The sequence below is a fragment of the Robinsoniella peoriensis genome (assembly GCF_000797495.1).
GTDB lineage: Bacteria > Bacillota > Clostridia > Lachnospirales > Lachnospiraceae > Robinsoniella > Robinsoniella peoriensis.
Window position 1 is genome coordinate 42,402 of record NZ_JTGN01000020.1, and the last position, 21,633, is coordinate 64,034.

General features: G+C 42.6%; 14 protein-coding genes. 4 read left to right on the forward strand and 10 right to left on the reverse strand.

Features of this window, described 5'->3' with window-relative positions; translation table 11 throughout:
- Positions 1-4: 4 nt before the first annotated feature.
- The 7 genes from QR40_RS26900 to QR40_RS26930 form a co-directional block, all read right to left on the reverse strand.
- Complete coding sequence (locus tag QR40_RS26900; RefSeq protein WP_242858594.1) at positions 5-925, reverse strand: dihydrodipicolinate synthase family protein; 921 nt, start codon at positions 923-925, stop codon at positions 5-7.
- Complete coding sequence (locus tag QR40_RS26905; RefSeq protein WP_044297618.1) at positions 906-4,106, reverse strand: hypothetical protein; 3,201 nt, start codon at positions 4,104-4,106, stop codon at positions 906-908. Before QR40_RS26905 ends, QR40_RS26900 begins: the two co-directional genes overlap by 20 nt.
- Positions 4,096-5,640 (reverse strand): response regulator transcription factor, encoded by a 1,545-nt coding sequence (locus QR40_RS26910; RefSeq protein ID WP_027295807.1) that lies wholly within the window; start codon positions 5,638-5,640, stop codon positions 4,096-4,098. Before QR40_RS26910 ends, QR40_RS26905 begins: the two co-directional genes overlap by 11 nt.
- Positions 5,640-7,421 (reverse strand): cache domain-containing sensor histidine kinase, encoded by a 1,782-nt coding sequence (locus QR40_RS26915; RefSeq protein ID WP_044297619.1) that lies wholly within the window; start codon positions 7,419-7,421, stop codon positions 5,640-5,642. Before QR40_RS26915 ends, QR40_RS26910 begins: the two co-directional genes overlap by 1 nt.
- Positions 7,422-7,469: 48 nt before the next feature.
- Positions 7,470-8,303, reverse strand: a complete 834-nt coding sequence (locus QR40_RS26920) for a carbohydrate ABC transporter permease (RefSeq protein WP_027295805.1) — start codon at positions 8,301-8,303, stop codon at positions 7,470-7,472.
- A complete protein-coding gene (locus QR40_RS26925; RefSeq protein ID WP_044289626.1) occupies positions 8,303-9,178 on the reverse strand; it encodes a carbohydrate ABC transporter permease in 876 nt (291 codons plus the stop codon). The genes QR40_RS26920 and QR40_RS26925 overlap by 1 nt, the downstream gene beginning before the upstream one ends.
- A 106-nt stretch (positions 9,179-9,284) precedes the next feature.
- Positions 9,285-10,709, reverse strand: coding sequence for an ABC transporter substrate-binding protein (locus QR40_RS26930; protein ID WP_044297620.1), 1,425 nt, complete (start codon positions 10,707-10,709; stop codon positions 9,285-9,287).
- 451 nt (positions 10,710-11,160) lie between these two features.
- On the opposite strand from QR40_RS26930, the gene QR40_RS26935 reads away from it, so the two are divergent.
- From QR40_RS26935 to QR40_RS26950, 4 genes are all read left to right on the forward strand, one after another.
- Complete coding sequence (locus QR40_RS26935; protein WP_044297621.1) at positions 11,161-11,781, forward strand: TetR/AcrR family transcriptional regulator; 621 nt, start codon at positions 11,161-11,163, stop codon at positions 11,779-11,781.
- Positions 11,778-12,659 (forward strand): ABC transporter ATP-binding protein, encoded by an 882-nt coding sequence (locus tag QR40_RS26940; protein WP_044297622.1) that lies wholly within the window; start codon positions 11,778-11,780, stop codon positions 12,657-12,659. Before QR40_RS26935 ends, QR40_RS26940 begins: the two co-directional genes overlap by 4 nt.
- Before the next feature lie 13 nt (positions 12,660-12,672).
- Positions 12,673-13,467: an ABC transporter permease subunit gene (locus QR40_RS26945; protein ID WP_044297623.1), complete on the forward strand. Its 795-nt coding sequence runs from the start codon at positions 12,673-12,675 to the stop codon at positions 13,465-13,467.
- 62 nt (positions 13,468-13,529) lie between these two features.
- A complete protein-coding gene (locus QR40_RS26950) occupies positions 13,530-14,324 on the forward strand; it encodes an ABC transporter permease subunit (protein WP_027295799.1) in 795 nt (264 codons plus the stop codon).
- Here the strand turns inward: QR40_RS26950 and QR40_RS26955 are convergent, their stop codons facing one another.
- The 3 genes from QR40_RS26955 to QR40_RS26965 form a co-directional block, all read right to left on the reverse strand.
- Complete coding sequence (locus QR40_RS26955; RefSeq protein WP_044297624.1) at positions 14,325-17,450, reverse strand: glycosyl hydrolase; 3,126 nt, start codon at positions 17,448-17,450, stop codon at positions 14,325-14,327.
- A gap of 123 nt (positions 17,451-17,573) precedes the next feature.
- Positions 17,574-18,926, reverse strand: coding sequence for a GH1 family beta-glucosidase (locus QR40_RS26960; protein WP_044297625.1), 1,353 nt, complete (start codon positions 18,924-18,926; stop codon positions 17,574-17,576).
- Positions 18,923-21,628, reverse strand: coding sequence for a hypothetical protein (locus QR40_RS26965; protein ID WP_044297626.1), 2,706 nt, complete (start codon positions 21,626-21,628; stop codon positions 18,923-18,925). The genes QR40_RS26960 and QR40_RS26965 overlap by 4 nt, the downstream gene beginning before the upstream one ends.
- Between the last annotated feature and the right edge of the window lie 5 nt (positions 21,629-21,633).

A 21,633-nucleotide genomic window follows, 5' to 3' on the forward strand; every position in this document is an offset into this window, starting at 1 on the left:
TTTCTCATAATGTTTTCTCAAACCATTTTGTCAGACGGTCCAGTTGTTCCACTTCTTTTCTGCCGGTATCATTACAAAGATCCGGACTTTTCGTTCTCGTTTGAAGTGAATTAAAATTGCCAATCTGCATCTGATAATATTTGGCATTGACCGGGTATGCCTTGCATTCAATAAATGAAGCTACGGTAAGAAAATCATTCCTTAATCTTGCCTTTTCAGGCTGTTCACGGAAATGACCGGTGAGCCAGGTGTAAATTTCCGGATGGAAATTTGCCATTACGCCGCTGTACCCGCTTGCGCCCAATTCCAGAGATTCCAAAAGAGTTGCTGAATTGGCATTGAACAGTTTTAATTCTGTTCCCTTAATCACCTTTAATTTTTCCTTTATATTTTCAATATCGCAGCTGGTGTCTTTTAGAAAATAGAAACGTCCGGTTTCTGCACACCACTTTAATAACTCCGGGGATATAATTCTTTTATAAGGATAAGGACACTCATAAAATCCAAGGGGCATATCTTTTGGCAGGCGTTCCATCAGATATTTCAGATTTTCCAGCCAGATCTCATCGCTTTGTGTTTCCTCTGCTAAGCGGTTTGTTAACAAAATTACTGCATCCACACCTGTTTCTGCAATTGCCTGTAATTCCTCAGCCTGATCATCCAGAGAATCGGAGATATGCCCGGATGCTATTACCGATGCTCTTTTACCCGCCTTTTTGACTACAAATTCTGCAATGGCTGCCCGCTCTTCCAACGATAGATAAAACATCTCACTGGACTGGCACACTGCAAACAGCCCCGCAGCCCCGGCATCTATATACCAGTCCACTAATTTCCCCAATGCTTCATAATCAACCTGATTTTTCTCCGTAAATGGCGTAAGCATTACCGGATATACTCCGTCCTTAAAGTTCTTCATCATCATTTGTCTCCTTTTCTGCAATCCAATACTGCGGGGTAGTTAAAATCCCCATTTCCTTTAGCTGATATTCATAACTCCATTTATTTCCCGTGGTTCTCCAAAGATTCGGTCCATACCACTCTTCCTGTGTATCTGCGTTATGGACCGCTCCAAAAGCATTAATACGATTCCCGTACAGACGTATCGTCATTCTATGCCATCCCTCATTTACCTCGCCCAGATCCAGAATATAAGGTGCCAGTGCAATTGTTCCGCCTCTCTTTCCATCCAGATCTACCGTAATCAGCGCTCCACGGTAATGGGATGTCTCCAGACAGAGCCTGCCCTCTTTACTATAAACAGATACCTCATACTCCATGTTTCCGGCATAAAAAGGGAATCCCTGGTTTACAAAGTTTCCATAATGTAATTCGCCGGGCATTTTTATCAGCTTCTTCATTCTGCCTGATACCTGCACCCCAAATTTTCCCAGTAGATAGCACCATTCCACGTTTGTCTTCTTCTGAAACGGGATATGTATTACCAATTGGTTCTTACCTTTTTTTATCTGTCCCACCTTTCTCTTTCGGATGCACTCATCTACAAACCAGCCGGAATCCGCTCCATTTATAGGTTCACCATTCCACTCCATCCTCACATTTTCCGGATGTTCCATGGCAATTTCTGCCGATTCAACTACTGTTTCTGAATCTATGGTAAATCTTAATTTCAAAATATGTCGGGGAATTTCTTCTTCTTTCTGCGTCCAGGGCTGTGCCAGTGCCTCCATTCGAAGAGGATAACCCAATTCTTTCCGGAAAAGATTGTCAATGCGCAGGATTTCTTCCTCCGGCATGAATTCTCCATCATCAAATGCGTATTCAGCCATATCCAGCAGAAATACATTCGGCTCAGTCAGGCGATACGAATCCGGCTGGGGCAGATCTTTCTTTTCTCTCACACTTTTATCCCATGAATAGAACAAGCTAGGCTTTTCTAGCTGCTTTTTATCTTGCTGCTTTTTTTCTTCCTGCTTTTCTTTTTTCAACTCCAGCAACAGACTGTCATGCTGTGACCCATAATATATTATTTTAGTTTTTTGATCCGCATAATCAGCATGAATATCGTAAATCTCACCACTTAAGGTATCATAAACCACAGGGCTGTAAATTCCTTTCACCCAAATTTCCCACTTTTCCATATGGGTAATATGCTCATTTCGGGGTTTGTTTACATGGCAGATAAACAACCATTTTCGCTCTTCCTCTTCTCTGAGCTGATAGAACATATTTGCAGACCGTAGCCCGTTTTCTCTGTGCTCCATGCGTGTGGGGTCTTTTCCCTCTGTATTTTCCACACAGATATCAATATCTCTCCAGGGTTTTAATGCTTCTAACAGCTGGGATGATGAATACTGGATCTTTTCACATTGTTGTGAGAGGAGGACTACGGCATTACTTTCCACAGCATCTACATAACGTGGGATATTTCCCATAAATATGACTTTTCCACCATGTGCGGCGAATTCCTTTAACTTATCCACAGTAGAGGAACGCAGTGTGTGACATCCGGGGACAATTACCACTTCATAGTTCATTTCTCCCATGCAGAACTTTTCCCTGCTGCCGTGCAATGATTTTGATCCATCACTTAAGAGTGCTTCTGAAATAAAGTCAAAGTCCAGAAGCCCGTAAAGCATCCAATCGATTACATTTGAAAAATTATACTCTAATTCCTGGCGGATGACGGCAGTCTGCTTCTGATTCCCCCAGTACATCCAGTAGGATTCCACCGGATGTATCACACCGATGCGTACCCCTGGCATGCCTCTTGTCAGCACCGCTGCAAGCCTGGCAAAATGATTTTCAATATAGGAATATTCTTTATACCATGGTGACTGGTAACCGATGCTTGCCGGATAATCCCGTTTTCCCTCACCTTCCATAGATGCCCAGGTCAGATGCGGAACCCGAACCGTTACTCCAAGAGCTGCCTGCCAGTCTCCCGCAAGTTTGTGATTTCTAAAATCAAAATCCCAACCGGTTACACCATAGATTTCACTCATTACGCCTTCCCGCCCATACTGGTGTGCCACGCTCTGCGCCTGTTTTGCGGTGGACAGTTCCCGCCTGTCACATAACATGTCAATTCCCGGAAGTCCAAATTCTTTCATCGGACGCATCACTTCCCCAGCTGCCATTGTCTGGGAATGAAGTGTCCACTCATTCATCATATGACCGGTAAGTGCAATGCCATGGCTGCTGCACCACGTTCCAGCATTGTCCCCAAAAGCTTCTGAAAACCGCTGGCACACATGTAAGTGGTACAGATACCGTACCTGAGATGCCTTCTGTTCTCCCAGTTCCCAGATCAGTTCCGGAAGATGATCCAGAACCGATATGCCAAAACATTTATAAAAAGTATCCTCAAAATCATCTGTAAACGGCAGAATTACCGGTTTATATGTAAAGGGTGTATCCAGTACTTCCTTGTGGCTGGTCTGCGGTTCATCCGTAAATATAGCCGGTATCTGTCCCCCAAAATCTTTCCCCAGCTCTCTGTAATATACCTCATGGGTCAATTCTATAAACCGGTCAATTGCCTTCTTATCCAGGGTATTTACATAAGCCTGATTATTAAACCACGGCGTATCACCTGAGATCTCCAAACTGGCTGTCCATACATTTCCCCCTTCTTCTCCCGGTTTTAGAACCCGTCCGCTTATTAAATATCCTTTCGGATCCAGTTTAATCTCATATCTTGCAAGTAACTTGTTATGATTACTCCGCACTGCTTTTGCCGCTGACATAGGTGTCTCTTCTGCAGCGTCCGTCCAGTTCTCCGGCTGGAATACCAGAAACCTGGAACGGTAAGCTTGCTCCCTGGTGACCATTCCCCCTGCACTGCCGGAGGGCCAGCGGTCCTCATCATAGAGCCAGCACAGCAGATCCTGCCTTTTTGCCTCATCTTTGCAGGCTTTCACATCCTCCAGGAATTCTCTGCCCATATATCCAGTATCCAGACCTACACGGCAGTGAATATGGAATCCGCCCATCCCCATTTCTTTAAAATAAGAGATCTGTTTTAACAATTGTTTCTGATCCAGCCTGCAGTTCCACGCCCAGAACGGTGCTCCGCGGTATTCACATCCGGGATTCTGAAACTCCTCCCCGCTCAGCGCCTCTGTTTTTAATTTATAAAGCATTCCTTTTCTTCTCCTTTACCCGATATTCTAAAGGTGTTAAACCTGTTAATTTTTTAAATACCTTAAAAAAGTATTTTGGATTGGAATAGCCGATTTCATCCGAAATACGGTCTGCACTTAAATCTGTTTCCTTTAATAACTGCTTTGCCTTTTCCAGCCTGATCTCTCCCAGATACTCATTAAAGCTTTTATCCAGCTTTTCTTTTAAAAGGCTGCTGCAATACGCTGGTGTTACAAAAAATTCAGAAGAAATCATCTGAAGGGTCAGTTTACGGTGATAATTTCTTTGGATATAAGCCTGAACGGAATGAAACAGCTGATTCTGATCCGGGCTTTTCAATTGAATAGAATTTATGATCAGCGTAATATAACCTGATATTTCATTTTTCATCTTACCCAGGTCATCGCAGTAAAGATATCGTTTATAAAATACACTCATGATATCATCAGTATCCACACCCACTCCCACCGCATACTGGTTTACCATTGAAACAATGCTTTCACACGCATTTCCAATCGCTTTCAGGGAGTATCTTTTCGTATCCATTTGATCAAAATATGCCTCCATGATCTCTCTTGCCTGTTCCTGATGGTATTTGATTTTCAAAAAGACATCTTTGATATACTCCTGGTTGTATACCTCGTCCCGCTCTTCTTCATTTTCATAAAACAGCCTTTTCTGATCCTCCAGTCTGATATTACAGACCAGTTTTTCATTTTTCACATAATTCTTATGAAGCTCACCAAACCCTTTTCTCCCTTTTGCGATACAGATAAAAATCTTTCCGGCAGCATCTTTCATGATATGACCGGCTATATGCCCTGCTTTTACTTCCATTTTGGAAACCAGTTTTTCTTCCCTGCAGCTAAGCAGCAGAAATCCATTGCTGCTTCCAAATCCATTCAGCAGAAATTCATGCCTGATATCGCTTAAATAAGACCGGCATATTTGTTCTGCATTTTCAGCAATCTTCCTGTCCTTTGTATAAACAGATATTAGCAGGTAATAATGATCCAGTCCCCATCCCTTCTGACGCAGTTCTTCCTCCAGTGCCTCATTCCATGGTTCTAAAATGGCGCTGAGCAGAATGTCCTTTATTTTCCGCTGATCCAGTGATTTTGCTTTTTCCTGTAAAATGAAAAAGTTCTTCTGATTCTCAATCTGTTCAATTGCCTTTTGTAACTGCTTTTCAATTTCTTCCGGGGAAAAAGGCTTAAGTACGTATCCAATCACTCTTTTTTCGATTGCTTTATTCATGTAATCAAAAGCTTTATATCCGCTGATTACAATGATCGGCTTTTCCGGAAATCGCTCACTGATTCGTTCCAGAAATTCTACGCCGTCCATTTTTTTCATTTTCATATCAGTAATAATAATATCCGGATTTGTTTCCCCTATGACGCGAAGGCCTTCCACCCCATTTGCTGCTTCTCCCACACAAAGAGCTTTCAATGATGTGATTTCATCAATCTTACTGATTAATCCCTTCCGGATTAAAACTTCATCATCCACAATAATATAGCGGTATTCCATTACTGTTCCACCTCTTCTCCTGCATGAAATGGCAGGCAGACCTTTACTTCCACACCTCTTCCCGCCAGATTCTCAATCTCCAGTCCATACTCTTCCCCATACAGCAGCTGTATTCTTTTATAAATGTTAGACAGGCCGATGCTGGCATATCTTGCATCCTCAGCCAAATGCTCGGGATGGTAGATTCTCCTGCGGACTTCCCGTAAGGTATCTTCCTCCATCCCTATCCCGTTGTCCTGTACGGCTATGATGGTCTTCCCATCCTGCCGATAAGCCCGCACTACAATAATCCACGGCGGTTCCTCGCCCGCAAGCCCATGTTCGATAGAGTTTTCAATCACCGGCTGCAGCATAAATTTCAAAACAGGACTTTGCAGTATTTCCTCTGAACTTTCTATCTTAAGCAGAATAGGGCTTCCAAACCGGATCTCCTGTATATTGAGATATTCACGGATATGAGATATCTCCGTTGCCAGTGTCTCCTCATCTGATTCATATTCGATGCTGTACCGGAGCATATCGCCCAGGGATTTTGACATTACTGCAATCTGGTTATTCTTTTCAATTTTCGCCAGACAGTTGATATTCTCCAATGTATTAAATATAAAATGAGCGTTAATCTGTGACATCAGATTCCGCAGTCTGGACTTCAGAAATTTAATCTCCGCAACATAAGTATCTTCAATCAGGCAGTTGATTTTCTTTATCATTTTATCAAAATGCCGATATAGTGATCCAATTTCATCTTTTCTTTCCTGATAATTATGATGAAAGGTCAAATCTGTAATCGGGGTCTCATGCATGCTCCCTGAAAGTTCCACCAGCGGACGGATAAACATCCGCTCCAGCAAATACCCCAGAATAACGACAAATAAAATGATGACCATAATCAAAAGTATCAAATATTCCATGTTCTGTGTATACAGCTGTTTTTGGCTGTCAAAGGATACTTCCGATACAATCTTCCAGTCATTGATATCAAGCGTGCCATAGATATAGGCATCATTGGTATCCTTACGAAAAATAATGCCTTTGTTATTCTTCGTAATCTGATGGATATCATCCGGAGCGCGCCTGTCCGGCTCGCTGCTTGCGGGAATAGTTTTCCCGTCTGCATCCATCAAAAAGCTCTCTCCCCAGGGCAGCGTGCTTTCTCCCAATGCATCAAACATCTGATCCGTGCAGACTACTGCCAGCACCCCCGTATGTTTCCCCTTCACATCTGTAAACCGCCTCGCCATAAGAATTGACTGACTCTTGCTGTGCCTGCTCTGATAGGTTTCAATAATCTGAAATTCCCTGCTGTCCAACAGACTTTTATACCAGGATGCATTTTGATAATCCTCTTCTAAATAAAACTCTTTATTTTTTACAAACGAATATGTATAACCGCTTTCCGTAAACAGGTAAACCCCGCTGGCATAAGTATTATTCCCAATAAGATTGCTGCTCACATATTCAAATTTACGGTAGTTGGTAAGCCGCTCCATTGGCGTGGGCTCTCTGCCAGCCCCTTCCTGTTCACAAATGGACAGCATACAGCTGTCATTGTCGTACTGACTGAAAATCAATGAAGTCATAAGATCATTCAGATTCACAAAGGTACTGTTAATACCGGTTACCATTTTTTGTACTTCGTTATCACTTGCCACTGAAATCTGGCTGTTGTAATACTCCATATTGTGTTTCAGAATCACCCCGAACAATATCAGAATCGGTAAAATTGATATTCCCAGAAGACAAATTAAAAATTTAAAACGAATGCTTTTTAAAATTTTCATTACACCACCTCCAGAAATATTTTACCCAATTAACAGCCAAAACACAATTCAACCTTTGACAGCTCCCACCGTCAGTCCGCTTACGAAATACCTCTGCAGGAACATATAAATAATCAAAATTGGAATTGCACTTAAAAAACAGGCAGCAAACAGCATATTCCACTGGGTGGCGTTCTCCATGTCACCGATAAAATTCAGCATGGTAAGCGGCAGTGTTTTTTTCTCCGGTGCCGATAAAAACAGCATACCAAAGAAGAAATCGTTCCAAATCGGCACTCCCTGGGTAATAACGATAGAAGTAAGTGCGGGTTTTGTGAGGGGTGCAACAATTCTGACAAAGGTATATACCGTCCCGGCGCCGTCAATTCTGGCTGCTTCCTCAAGTACATAGGGAACACCGGACTTGATAAAATTTGTATACAAAAAAATGGAAAACGGCAGAGCCGAAGTTACATACAATGCAATTGGGGCAGCAATGGTGTTACCCATATGCAGGGCATTTACAATCCGGTACATTGGTATAATGGACATCTGTGCGGATACAATCATACCTGCAAGGAAAAAAATCTGAAAAAAGCCTCCCAGCATTCCTTTCAGCCTTGCGATAGCATATCCTGCCATTGCACAAAAAATCACCAGAATAAGTACACTGATTCCCGTTACCAGTATACTGTTGCCAAGTGCTCTGAAATAATTCATCTTTCCAAAGGCTACCCCGTAACTTTCCAGACTGAAACTATGGAATAAATTCAGATAAGAGGTACTGTCTTTTACTTCCCTGAGGGAGCCCGATAAAGCAATAATCAGAGGCGATAAAAATATTACGAAAAAGACTGCGATTCCCAGCGTCCATAAAATTTCACTTTTTGTGTTCTTTTTCATTATGCTTCCAGCTCCTTTCGTTTCATAATGCGAAGTACAATTACGGAAATAATCAGGATAAATATGAAGGCAACCGCAGCCAGTGCCTCTGCTTTTCCAAACTGGCTTTCCACAAATGCCATTTTATAAATCGAATACATTAACGTACTGGACGAATTACCCGGTCCCCCTCCCGTAAGGGCAAATACATAATCAAACGATTTAAAGCCTCCAATCAGACCAAGCATAACATTAATCGTAATCGTATTGGACAGCATTGGAATTTTGACAAAACGGATAGCCTGCCATCCCGTACATCCATCTATTTTTGCCGATTCAATAACTTCTTCGGAGATATTCTGTAATCCCGCAAGATAAATAATCGTCATGGTACCGGAAGTTTTCCAGGTTTCCACAAAGGCTGATGCCAAAAGGGAAGTTCCTTTCTGCCCCAACAGATTCGGCACAATATCCAGTCCCAGTTTGTTGAATATTTCTGAGATCATACCATAATATGGAGCATAGACATAGCTCCACAAAAATGCTACCACAATGGTGCTAAATAACGCCGGCAGATAAAATACCGTTCGGAAAAATCCCTTTGCCTTTAACTTCTTATTTAATATTAACGCCAGCGTAAGCGCCTGGATATTTCCATATGTAACTACAAATACGGCATATATTACAGTATTCTTCATAGAGTTGAACATTGTCCCGTCTTTTAACAGGTACTTAAAGTTATTCAGTCCTATAAATTTATACTCACCCATTCCGCTCCAGTTTGTGACGCCATAGAAAAAGGACATCAAAACGGGCAGTATCCAGAATGTGACATACATCAGCAATGCCGGAACGATAAACAGCAATAGCACGTTTCTCTTTTTTTTATCAAACATACCGCTTTCCTCTCCAGATTTTAAATTCAACCTCATGTTATAAAACAGGGCACTTACAAAAATGAAGATCAGATTTGTAAATGCCCAGAGCGTGTTTCAAAGGGGGTTAGTTTCCATTCAGCTCATCAAATTTGTCCTGCATCGCCTGGCAGACATCTTCTGCAGATGCATTTCCCGCAATTACTTCCTGGAATTTTGTGCACATCATATCGCTGACACCTTCCGGCCATGCATTGTTCAGGTTGTAGATACTCGGGTCCTCTTTATATTTCTCCAGATACTCTTTTACCAGCGGTCTGGAATCCTCAATCCCTTCATAACAGGAAATATCGGAACTGGTTTCTACCCATTTTTCAAACAGCGGAGTACCTTCTGTAAACCAGTACTCCAGAACCTGATCAATTGCTTCCTGGTTTGCGGAGTTTGCGCTGGCAAAAACACCATTGGATGGAGTCAGATTATATACAAAATCTTTTCCTTCATCATTGGACGGAATACAGAACATCCCTTTATCGAATTCCTCTGCCCCATTTTTATTCAACGCATCGTATCCGAAACTTCCGTCAAATATCATGGCTGCCCTGCCATCTAAGAATGCCTGACGGCTTTGTTCCTGGGACAGTCCAAGTGAATTTTCGATGATATACCCTTTGTCATATAAAGTTTTATATTTGTCGATGGTATTTACCCAGCAGTCATCCGTAAACTTAGTTTCACCGGTGAATAACTGGCTGTCAAAGTCCATATTATCTGCATAAATCTGAGAGGCACCGATCTGGTACACGCCAAACTGTACAACAAAGGACTGCTTATCTCCCATGGTAATCGGAGTATAGCCCGCTGCTTTCAGTTTTTCACAGCACTCCAGGAACTGATCCCAATTTTCCGGCATCTGGCTGATACCAGCCTTTTCAAATGCTGCTTTGTTATACCAGGTGGTCAAAAAACTGGAGCCTAACGGTATCCCGTAGTTTTTGCCATCAAACATATAAGAGTCGGCAATTTCTTTTTTAAACTTACCCAACTGGGAGAATCCGGACAGATCTTTTACATAACCTGCATCCACCAGATCCTTAGCCTGCAGCCCTGCCCACCAGGTAAAGATATCAGGCCCCTGCCCGCTGGCAAACTTTAACCGGACTGTCTGTTTGTACTGATCTGTGGGAAGCTGTTCTACTTCTACATTAATATTCGGATACTTCTCCTTCACCAGCTCCGGAAGCCAGTCCAGATAAAAATCCTTGTTATCCGTAGTGGGTCTGGTTGTCACCATAAGTGACAGGGTTACAGGCTCTCCGTCCTCAGCCTCTTTCCGGGTTTCTTCGCTGTCTTTAACATCCCCAGAGTTCTTTGCTGTTTCACCGCTCTCCTTGGTTTCAGCTTTTGTGTCTTCCGTTGATTTTGAGCTCTTTGCTGCATTTGTAGCTTCCGTTGATTTTGTTCCTTCGGCAGAACTGCTGCCGCCGCCACATGCTGTCATTGATAATACCATTGCCGCTGCCATTAAAATACTAACTAACTTTTTCTTCATGTATTCCCTCCTGGTTTTCTGATTCCATTATCTTATTGCATTACCTTATTACATTTTCATATTGCATTATTTTTGCAATATTTTATTGCATTATTTAATTCATTATTTTATTGCTATATTTTATTGCTTTGTTTATTGCTATATTTTATTGCTTTATTTTATTACTATATTTTATTGCTTTATTTTATTGCTTTGGTTTTATTCTTGGTCCCTGCAGGTTTCTTTTTCATGACCAAATCATACCATGAACGGGAGTAACTTTTATATATTAGTTGGAGTAACTTTTTTATGCAAATTTAATGTCCCTGCCCCCTTGTAAAAAATAGTCAATAGCATATAATTAGGATTAACCAGTCTAGTCAATCCTGCACAGTCAATCAAATAAAGCAAAAAAATACACTGTGGTACCCATATTTCAAATATTTTAACTATTTAAAGGAGGAGGTTTCCCATGAATGAAATGTTTTTTCGCCTGCCGGAAGAAAAACAGCAGCGTATTATCAACGCCGGAATTGAAGTGTTTTCCAATCACGAATACAAACGGGCTTCAACAGATGAAATTGCCAGAAAAGCCGGTATCTCCAAAGGGCTGCTCTTCCACTATTTTCACAATAAGAAAAGTTTTTATCTGTATTTGCTGGAATATACCGTTTCTCTTGTAAAAAATTATATTATGGATATGCATTTTGAAGATATCACCGATTTTTTTGAATTGCTTCATTACATGGCCCAAAAGAAGGCAGTTATCCTGGCAAAAACACCTCATATTATGAATTTTTTTATTAAGACTTATTATTCCCAAAATGAAACTGTCTCCGGCGAAGTACAGGATAAAATGCAGTCGCAGATTGATACTTCTTTTGAGAAATATTTAAAAAATATTGATCTGGGTAGGTTTAAAGAAGAGATTGACCCAAAAGAGATTTACCACATGTTAATCTGGATGACGGAGGGCTATATGTATGAAAAAGAACGGGTTTCGGAAACTGTACTGATACCGGAACTGATGAATCATTACACTATCTGGTCCGATTTATTAAAAAAGGTATCCTATAAGGAGGAGTTCTTATGACGAAGAACATTATTGAAATCAATAAACTGACAAAGACTTACGGCAAACACCGCGGTATCGAGGATATTACCCTTTCTATACAGGAGGGTGAAATCTTTGGATTTATTGGTCCTAACGGTGCCGGAAAGTCCACCACGATCCGATGTCTTCTGTCGCTGATTTATCCAACCAGCGGTTCTGCTTCCATCTTTGGCGCCGACTGCATCAAAAATGCCAGCGAAATTGCAAAAGAAGTAGGATACCTGCCCAGCGAGGTGTTTTATTATGACAATATGAAGGTAAAAGACCTGCTTAATTACTCTGCTTCCTTTTATAAAAAGGACTGTAAGAAAAAGATAAGGGAATTATGTGATGTTCTGGAATTGGATACCGGACGCAAGATCGAGGACCTGTCCTTTGGAAACCGCAAGAAAGTCGGTATTGTACAGGGATTGTTACATAGTCCTAAATTAATTATTCTGGATGAACCTACCAGTGGGCTGGACCCATTGATGCAGAAGAAATTCTTTGATCTGATCCAGGAGGAAAACCGTAATGGTGCCACCGTTTTCTTTTCCTCCCATATCCTGTCAGAGGTTCAGAAAATATGTGACCGTGTGGGCTTTATAAAAGAAGGAAAACTGATTAAACTAGATACCATGTCATCCTTAAAAGAAGACAGTTATAAAAAGATAGAACTGGAATCCAAAGAAGCACTTAATCCGGATGTATTTCAAATAAAGGGCCTGTCTAACCTGAAAATAGAAAAACTCCATGCATCCTTTATTTATCGTGGTAATGTTAACCGGATGACGCATCTGTTAGGCGAACTCTCCCTGCAGGATCTAAGCGTTCAGGAACCGGATCTGGAAGAGATCTTTATGCATTACTATAATTAGGAGGGGGATTTCTATGAACATATTTATTCAGGAATTTAAGTGGAATCTTAAGCCCGCACTTATATGGGCATTGTCATTAAGCTGCGCTGGCATATTCTTTATCTGCCTGTATCCTTCTTTTACCGGGGATATGGAAGCAGTTAATAAACTAATGGAACAATATCCTCCCGAAGTATTAAAGGCTCTTGGTCTGGGACCTGACGGTCTTGGCAGTTTTCACGGTTTCTACAGCTTTGTGCTGGTGTATGTGATCCTCTGTTCTTCCATTCAGGGTTTGATTTCCGGAATCCAGGTGATTGGCAAAGAAAGTGCACGCAAAACCTGTGATTTTTTATTTACCAAACCCGTAAGCCGGATCCGTATATTGGCAAATAAATATCTGGCAGTTGTGCTCTGTATTATTATATCCGGATTTATATATTTTGGTGTGAGTTTCATTTTTGCAAACCAATATGGCGGTGCATTTAACCATAAGATATTCTATCTGCTCTCTTTTGCTGTGATACTGACCGGACTTTTATTTACCGCACTGGGATTCTGTATCGGTTGTTTTTTGAAAAAGGCTAAAGCTCCTGTCTTTATTGGAATCGGAGTTGGCGCACTTTGCTTTGGGCTCCAGATGTTAGCAAATATGTTTGATGAAAGGGCACTGGATTTTATCTCTCCAATGAGCTACATCAATCCCTCTTACATTACATTAAATCAGAAGTATGACTATCCTTTGCTGATCTGTCTGATCGTGGCTGTTATTTTACTTACACTGCTAGGCTTCTGGCGTTACCAGACAAAAGATATTCACAGTGCTTAAAGCGTGTCTGAATGCTTTGACACTCCATTTTCAATTACTCTCTGGGAAGGAGACCATTTATTATGAATCTATTTATTCGTGAATGTAAATCTAATATAAAAACTTTTTCTTTCTGGTGCATCGGGATCATTTTTCTGATTATAGCAAGCGCCGGTAAGACAACCTCCATGGTGGGACAAAGCGATGCCGGTGTGAATGAGCTTTTGGAGCAGCTTCCCAAAAGCGTCCAGACAGTCTTCGGAGTAGGCGTGGTGGATTATTCAACCGCTATCGGAGTTTTTGCAATCGTATTTACTTATATCGCTCTGATCGCCGCATTCCATGCAGCTTCCCTGGGTGTCTCCATCTTCGGAAAAGAAGAACGGGATAAGACATTTGAATTTCTGTATGTTAAGTCACGTTCCAGAAATACCATCCTGGCTGATAAGCTCTGCAGTGCACTCTGCCAGCTGTTTTTACTGAATGCTGTTTCCTTTCTCATCGCCGTTGTAAGTGTGAAGATTATTTTTGATGACAATATTGTATCGGATTTTCTGCCAATGATGATCGGATTATTCTTCATCCAGCTTGTTTTCTTTGGATTTGGTTTACTCATGTCCATGCTTTGTGTCCGAATGAAAACAGCCAGCAATATCTCTATGGGCCTTGTGCTGGTTACATTTTTGATGTCCATTGCTGCTGATTTCAGTGAAAAAATTGAATGGCTGGGTTATCTCACACCTTTTAAATATTTTGATGGAAAGGAAGTTCTTACACAGGGGCTTTCGCAGCAGTATATACTGGTCTGTGCCATAGTGGCTCTCCTGTGCATTTCCGCTTCCTTTATACTTCATCAGCGCAGGGATCTGCACTGTTAACTATTGGGACCGTTTTAGCATAAGATCCTTAATTTCAGGGGATTTTAATATCCCCTGTTTCCAAAAACGGTACTCCCAGGTCCATGCCGCCCCGTCAGTCCTCCAGGAATTCGGACCACTCCAGGAATTGCTTCTGTCATTGCGGTGCAGCTGTCCAAATGTATTCACACGGCTTCCATAATATTTCAGATCAATTTTATGCCGCCCCGGCTTCAAATTATTTATACAGATCCGATAGGGAGAAAATGCAATGTTTCCCTGCTCCTCTCCATCCACATATACTTTGATTAGGTGGCCTCTGTAGTAACTGGCTTCGATCTCCAGCTTATTACCAGTCGTTTCCGCTTCCAGATGATAAGTTAAATTACCGCCATAAAAAGGCAGTCCCTGACGAGTAATGTCCCCAAATGTAAGCTCTGTTACCGGTTCGGTAAGCACACAGCAGCAGCCCAAGACCTGTACGCCAAAGTTCCCCAATAAGAAGCAGGCTTCTGCATCAGCTTTTTTTCCATATGGCATAAACAATTCTAAAATGTTTTCTCCCTTCAAAATTCCCGGGAGTTTTACGGTATGCATACATTTGTCCACATACCATCCCATTTCCTTTTCGGCCGGCTGCCCATTTAAAAGAACAGTGGCGTTTTCATCATTTTCTAAAGCCAGCATAAGGCCTTCCATATCTTTCTGACTTTGAATCGTATATCGAAGGCGGAGCGTATGTGGTGTAGATGCGTCTTCTTCCACCCATGGCTGTGCCACCGCCTCTCCCCGCAGATCCCAGCCCAGTTCTTTTCTGAACTTGTTATCAAGCCTGAGTATTTCTTCCGGCTGCCGATACGGCTCATCATCAAGCGCCGCTTCTGCAATGTCCAACATTAATACATTGGGCTCCTCAAACGTAACCGGTACTGGTTTTAAATACCGGAAATCTCTTATAAATTCTTCTTCTTCCGTTTCCTCCGCTATTACCCGATTTTGCTCTTTGGACTTTGCCAGCCGAAGAAGAAGGCTGTCATGCTCAAAAAATTGCTGCTTTATTAATGTCCAACCATTTTCACATACAGAACAGATCTGCTCTGCCTTACCATTCATAGTGTCCATAATGGTCACCTGGTAATTTCCCTTCACACGAATCAGGTATTCTGTATCCTTTATTTGAGAAATATCCTGATTAACCGGTTTATCGCTATGTGCGATAAATAACCAAAGATCGTTGCCATCTTCACGCAGCTGACAGATAAAATGCCGCATCATTTCACCATGGCTGTCCCGGATTTCTACATTTCGTACTTCTTTCAGGCTTTCCTGAACCATTCCTGAATAAAACATTACCCGTTCAGATTTTTCCCATATCTGCCGCCCTCTGCCACTTGGATATCCATCACACAAAGCAGGCGCCTCTCCAAAAAACAGAATTCTGCCACCCATTTTTTGAAATGCCTCAAGCCTGGCTAACGTTGTAGACCGCAGAGTTTCAACAGGAGGCACTACCAAAACCTTATATTCCATTTTACCTACAGGAAATCTCTTCTTCTTAATATCTTCCACCTTACACTGTTCCGGCAAAAGTGATTCGCAGATATAGTCAAAATCAAGCAGTCCTTCTAACAGCCACTTGGTTAGATTTTGAAAATTTTCATCCATCTGGCTGCGCATCAGCTGCGTAGATTCATTGCTTCCCCAATGCAGCCAATAGCTTTCAATGGGATGAATCACTCCGATATGGCATACTGCTTTCCCACGGGTCATAGCCGTATTAACCCTGGCAAAATGATTTTCTACATAGGAATACTGATCGTACCAGGGTGCCTGGTAATTAAAAGTAGCCGGATAATCACGCTTAGCTTCTCCCTTCATGGACACCCAGGAAAGGTGGGGCACACGTACCGTCACTCCCAGAGCTGCCTGCCAGTCTCCCTGCAGTTTATGTCCCCTTAAATCAAAATCCCAGTTTGTTACACCATACAGTTCACTTGCAACGCCCGGACATCCAAATTGCCTGGCTGCTGACTGTGCCTGCTTCACTGTGGTAAACTCCCTGGAATCATCCAGTATATCCACTCCAGGCAGTTGAAAAGAACGGTAGGAGCGCATAGCTTCCCCCAGCGCAGCCGTCTGGCTTTTCAGGGTAGGTTCTTCCATCATATGTCCGGTCAGCATCAGGCCATGTTCCCTGCACCATTTCCCACATTGATCGGCAAACGCAGATGCAAACCGCTCCGCAATATGATCGTGATAATGGTAACGTATGACCGACACCTGTTCTCCCGGAAGCTCCCACAGCAGTTCTGGCAGGCAGTCCAGAATTTCCTCTCCCGGATAAGCTGTCTTATATGAATCCGGAAAATCTCCGGTCCAGGGCAGTATCACATCTTTATCGGTATGATTAAATTCTAAGGTGACTTTATGAGGAAACTGCGGTTCATCCGTAAATATAGCGGGGATGGTGCTGCCAAACTCTGCCCCCACAGCGTCATAATACCGCTCATATGTAATTCTGATAAACTCTGCAACAGCCTTGGGATTCAAAGTATCGATATAAGTCTGGTGGTTAAACCAGGGGGATTCAGCCGCGATTTCTTCATAGGCATATAGCTTTATGCCTTCTGCCTGTTCTTCCGCTCCCATCCGTCTGTACTGAAGTAACATTCCCTCCGCATTCAGTGCGATATCATAGCAGGCAATCAGACTTCCATTTCCCGTACGGCCAGAAGCTGCGCTTGAGACCGCCTCATTTACATTTTCCATCTCTCCATAGGGGTGTCTGGTCAGTAAGAGGTGCCTGGAACGGTATGACTCATTACGGGTCACATATCCTCCTGCTGCTCCGGATGGCCAGCGGTCCTCATCATACAGCCAGGTCAGCATCCCGCGTGACTGCATACGCTCCGCACATGATTTTACAAGATCGATAAACTCATCACTCAGATAAGTGGTTTCCATTCCCGTACGTACATGTATATGGGCGCCTCCAAATCCCATTTTTTCAAGCTGTTCTATCTGCCAAAGCAGTTCTTTTTTCTCCAGCCGGCAGTTCCATGCCCAAAAAGGCGTGCCCCGGTACTCACTGGTGGGATTTTCAAATAATGCTGCTGAAAAAGGCTGTTCATTTTTTTGATACAACATATTCTTACCTGCTATCCTTTCCTTCTATCCATATTTCCGGTAAACCCTGGTTTATCAGTACATAAGCACCACTTCACTTTGTTTCCTTCATGCGGACCTTGTATCTTCCATCCTGTAAGCCCGTTATAAGACTATCACCAATTCTTTGGTGCCAGCTATCCCTGTATACCATTTTGCACTGTCCTTTTGGATTCTCTGCTGTGTCTCATAGTCAACATGGACCAGTCCATACCTGGGTTCATATCCAGCACTCCACTCCCAGTTGTCCAGTAAGGACCAGACATAATATCCTCTGATATCGGCCCCCTCTTCCATGGCCTTAGAAATCCAATACAGAAATCCTTTCAGATATTTTATACGCTGTTCATCATGTATCTGATTATCCGGCTGTATCTGTTCATTGCAGCCATAAGTACCATTTTCCGTGATAAAAATGGGAACTTCCACCTGATATTCTCTCTGCAGCATTTTTACCGCTTCATAGACAGCCCTGGGGTAATACTCCGTTCCATTATCCAGGTAATTGCCGCCGCCGTTTTTTTTCTTATCCGGCACAAGAAGAGGATCGGCACAGTCCAGCACCCGGTTATAACAATTCAGACCAAAAAAGTCCATAGGCTGAGCTATCTTTTCCATATCCCCGTCTTTTATCTCAGGCATACAGTTATTTTTTTCCATATATTCCATAAGTTCTTTTCGATAACATCCTTTAAATACAGGGCTTAAATAAGAATGAAATGTTTTCTCATTTTCCAGCTGCGCTTTCATACAGTCCTGTTCATGATCCGGACGCAGCGGATAATGCTGCCAGACATCTACCACAATTCCCACTTTGCTCTCTTTCAAATGTTCCTGGCGAAAACGTTTTACTCCTTCCCCGTGTGCCAGGAGTAAGTTATGATTTGCCTGTCTGCCTGATTTCTCTACTCGATATCCCGGGGCAAATCCACCTAATGCATACCCCACATAGACAGCAATCGGCTCATTGAATGTTGCCCACTGCGGCACCGAATTCCCGAATTCCCGAAAAAGCAAAGAAGCATATTCCCCATACCAATCCACAATATCCCGGTTTAGCCAGCCACCGTCCCGCTCCAGTTCGTATGGAAGATCCCAATGATATACGGTTGCACTGGGAATAATATTCCGCTTCCACATCGCATCAATAAAACGTTTATAATAATCCAGCCCCTTCTGGTTGATCCTCCCTTTTCCTTCCGGCAGAATCCTGGACCAGGAAAAAGAAAAACGAAAGGTATCCAAATTCATCTCACGAGCCAGGTCTAAATCTTTCTCATACCGGTGATACATATCACATGCTCTCTCCGGTCCCGATCCGTCTGTGATATTACTCGGGATCTTTGAAAAAGCATCCCAGATGGAAAGTCCTCTTCCATCTTCATGAGCTGCTCCTTCTACCTGTGCCGCACTGGTCGCCACTCCAAATAAAAAATTGTCAGGAAATTTTATTTTCATTTGTTTTCTCCTCCTGTGTTCTGTAAATATAATATGATGTCACCCGTTATCCCAATCGGGCGGTACTTTCCATTTTGATCATTCGTTAAAAACTGCTCGTCATCTGCCGCCGCCCGCTCTCTCTCTAAAGTAGTTGCCACTTCAATTCTGATTGTATTTTCTCCGGTAACAATCAAATCTGTAATATCAAACAGAAATGGCGGTACAATCTGTAGCCCAGCTCCTGTCCCATTAATAAATACCTCTACACCCTCATATGCATCTGTAATTTCTAATACAACACGTCCTGCCTTTTCAAAGAAAAATTGATTCTCATAACAGATAAATCCTGAAAATCCGGATTCTTCCCTGCTGATGTCATGAAGATGGAGAATATTATTTTTATCGCCAAATGCAGGATATTCTATGGCCTTACACAAGGAATACTGCCATACAGAGGAAAATTCAATCTCTGTCCCGCCTCTTTGTACCCGGTTATGATAAAGTTCCGGCTGGATTGTCTGATCAGATAACGCTATCAAGATGCAGGAATGACTGCTTTCTATATGCAGCTCCACTTTGTTTTCATCCTCTCCGACTTTCTCTCCGTCCCTCCCTTCGGCTGTGTAAATACAATTGTTCCACGCATCATACTCACAAAACCTGGTGTTGCCGGGCAGATATACCCATCCTTTGTAACATTCCGTACCCTCATTCACAAAATAATAAATTTCCCGATCCCCTGCGTAATGCAGGCATCGAATGGAAGAAGATAGCGGCTGTAATTGGATTTCCCTGAGCCCTTCCTTTTTAACAGCATCGGCCAGGCTATTCAGTGCCACTGCCGGGCAGTTTATAACATCTTCGGACAGGGATTTGTCACTGTCACACAATCCCTGGGGCAATTCCTCCAGAAAAACAACATGGCATCCCGACTCTTTTATTTTTTCTATCCCGGTCTGCAATGCCTCAGGAATGAACTGAGCATAAGGTATGATCAACATCCGGTAACAGTTTCCGTTTACATTAAGCCCTTTATCAAAACTAGTATGATACACGTTTATATCGGTAAACACATCAATGGGAATAAAGTGAAAGTCTATCTGATTCTCCGCCAGAATTCTGGCTGGTTTCTGCATGAGCATCCGTCGTCCGGTCCATTCCGCCTCTGCATGATAAAGAATTGCCGCATCAGTCCTGCTTTGTCCACCATCTATCAGACTGCAGATACGCTGCATATAATTCATCAGCGCTCCAAAATGCCTGAATAGCGGATCATGTCCTCCTGCATAAAAATGTGGCGGCGCATCACCGTCCGGATACTCTTTTGCAGAAAAAGCATGGGGTACAAACCGATTAATCCCACGAACCATAAAATGATCCGCCAGATATTTTTCAAGTCTCACTCCTTCTCTCCAACCATAAGCACCAAAGATCTCGCACATAGCTCTTCCTTTTTTTAAAGGGTCAATGGCACCGTGGGAAGCTCCTAATTTACCCAGCACAAAGTGATAAAATTCTCCATCCCTTGGAACCAGGGTATCTTCCCTTATCACATCCTCCCCCTGTGGGAACACCTGTCCTCCAATATCATCAATCCCCGCCATATCCTGTCCTGCCAGCCCACGAAAATAATGCCCCAGGCTGGAACCTGTTCTGGCATGCTGATTGTCATCCTCTATTACATGTCCAATATATTCTACTCCATGTGACCGGCACCAATCCCCTACCTGTCTGGAAAAATCTTTTTCAACCAGTCTTGTCACCTGGTCCATATAGGCATACCTTACTCTGGCTGTAAGCTCCTCATCGTCCTGTTCTTCCCAAAGGAGACGAACCCAGGAGAAATCCTCACCCAGTTTCTTTTTTAATGCCTTCTCCAGTTCCCGGCTCCATGGTAAATCCACGTCCTTGCCCAGTATATTTCCAAAACGAAGCACCCCGCCATTTCCAAGCTCCGGCTCATCTGAGAAAAAGCCTGCAATCGTACTGCCAAAGTATGCTGCATAATGTTCATAATGAGGCTCGTAAACCGCATCAAGCAGCAGCCGGCAGGAAGCAGTGTCCATCATATTAATGTAATTTCTCCGGTACCCTGCATTCCTGGTCAAAATACTAATATAGATCCTCCAACTGCCTTGCGGCACTCTCCACTCAATTTTTTTCTCCAAATCATCATAAGGCACATCTATAATCTGGCTGACTCTGTCCCCTTTTATCCTTCTGGCTGCCTTTACAGATAAAATTCTGTCATCATCAAATACATATTCCGGTTCTTTCCATTTACCTGATTCTCTTAATATTTTTTCAAGGGGACTCATCGGTATCTCCATAATTTCTTTCCCCAGCCCGCAGGTAAACAGCCCTACATCACTGTCTAAATCGATTTGCTTACAATATACACTCTGGCGATATAACTGGACAGAAGCATTCTTCATGGCACCATTGGCATACCCGGTCGGAAAATGACTGTCATCTAATATCCATACCTTCATATCCCGCTGCCTTGCTTCTTCCAGAATAATATCCATGTCCCTCCACCAGCCCGGACCGCAAAAATCCGGATGGGGACGGCTCTCTATACAAAGAGAACGGATATTGGAGTCATAAACAGCCCGAATGTATTCCCTTAATACCTTTTCTTCCTCTCCATGAATCCATAGAAAAGGAAAAATATAATCGTTTCTGCTTTGATCTGATAAAACTTCAATGATATTTTTCATCCTAT

Coding starts and splice junctions, on each gene's coding strand:
- QR40_RS26900 (WP_242858594.1), bottom strand. CDS start 925: ATGATGATGAAGAACTTTAAGGACGGAGTATATCCGGTAATGCTTACG.
- QR40_RS26905 (WP_044297618.1), bottom strand. CDS start 4,106: ATGCTTTATAAATTAAAAACAGAGGCGCTGAGCGGGGAGGAGTTTCAG.
- QR40_RS26910 (WP_027295807.1), bottom strand. CDS start 5,640: ATGGAATACCGCTATATTATTGTGGATGATGAAGTTTTAATCCGGAAG.
- QR40_RS26915 (WP_044297619.1), bottom strand. CDS start 7,421: ATGAAAATTTTAAAAAGCATTCGTTTTAAATTTTTAATTTGTCTTCTG.
- QR40_RS26920 (WP_027295805.1), bottom strand. CDS start 8,303: ATGAAAAAGAACACAAAAAGTGAAATTTTATGGACGCTGGGAATCGCA.
- QR40_RS26925 (WP_044289626.1), bottom strand. CDS start 9,178: ATGTTTGATAAAAAAAAGAGAAACGTGCTATTGCTGTTTATCGTTCCG.
- QR40_RS26930 (WP_044297620.1), bottom strand. CDS start 10,709: ATGAAGAAAAAGTTAGTTAGTATTTTAATGGCAGCGGCAATGGTATTA.
- QR40_RS26935 (WP_044297621.1), top strand. CDS start 11,161: ATGAATGAAATGTTTTTTCGCCTGCCGGAAGAAAAACAGCAGCGTATT.
- QR40_RS26940 (WP_044297622.1), top strand. CDS start 11,778: ATGACGAAGAACATTATTGAAATCAATAAACTGACAAAGACTTACGGC.
- QR40_RS26945 (WP_044297623.1), top strand. CDS start 12,673: ATGAACATATTTATTCAGGAATTTAAGTGGAATCTTAAGCCCGCACTT.
- QR40_RS26950 (WP_027295799.1), top strand. CDS start 13,530: ATGAATCTATTTATTCGTGAATGTAAATCTAATATAAAAACTTTTTCT.
- QR40_RS26955 (WP_044297624.1), bottom strand. CDS start 17,450: ATGTTGTATCAAAAAAATGAACAGCCTTTTTCAGCAGCATTATTTGAA.
- QR40_RS26960 (WP_044297625.1), bottom strand. CDS start 18,926: ATGAAAATAAAATTTCCTGACAATTTTTTATTTGGAGTGGCGACCAGT.
- QR40_RS26965 (WP_044297626.1), bottom strand. CDS start 21,628: ATGAAAAATATCATTGAAGTTTTATCAGATCAAAGCAGAAACGATTAT.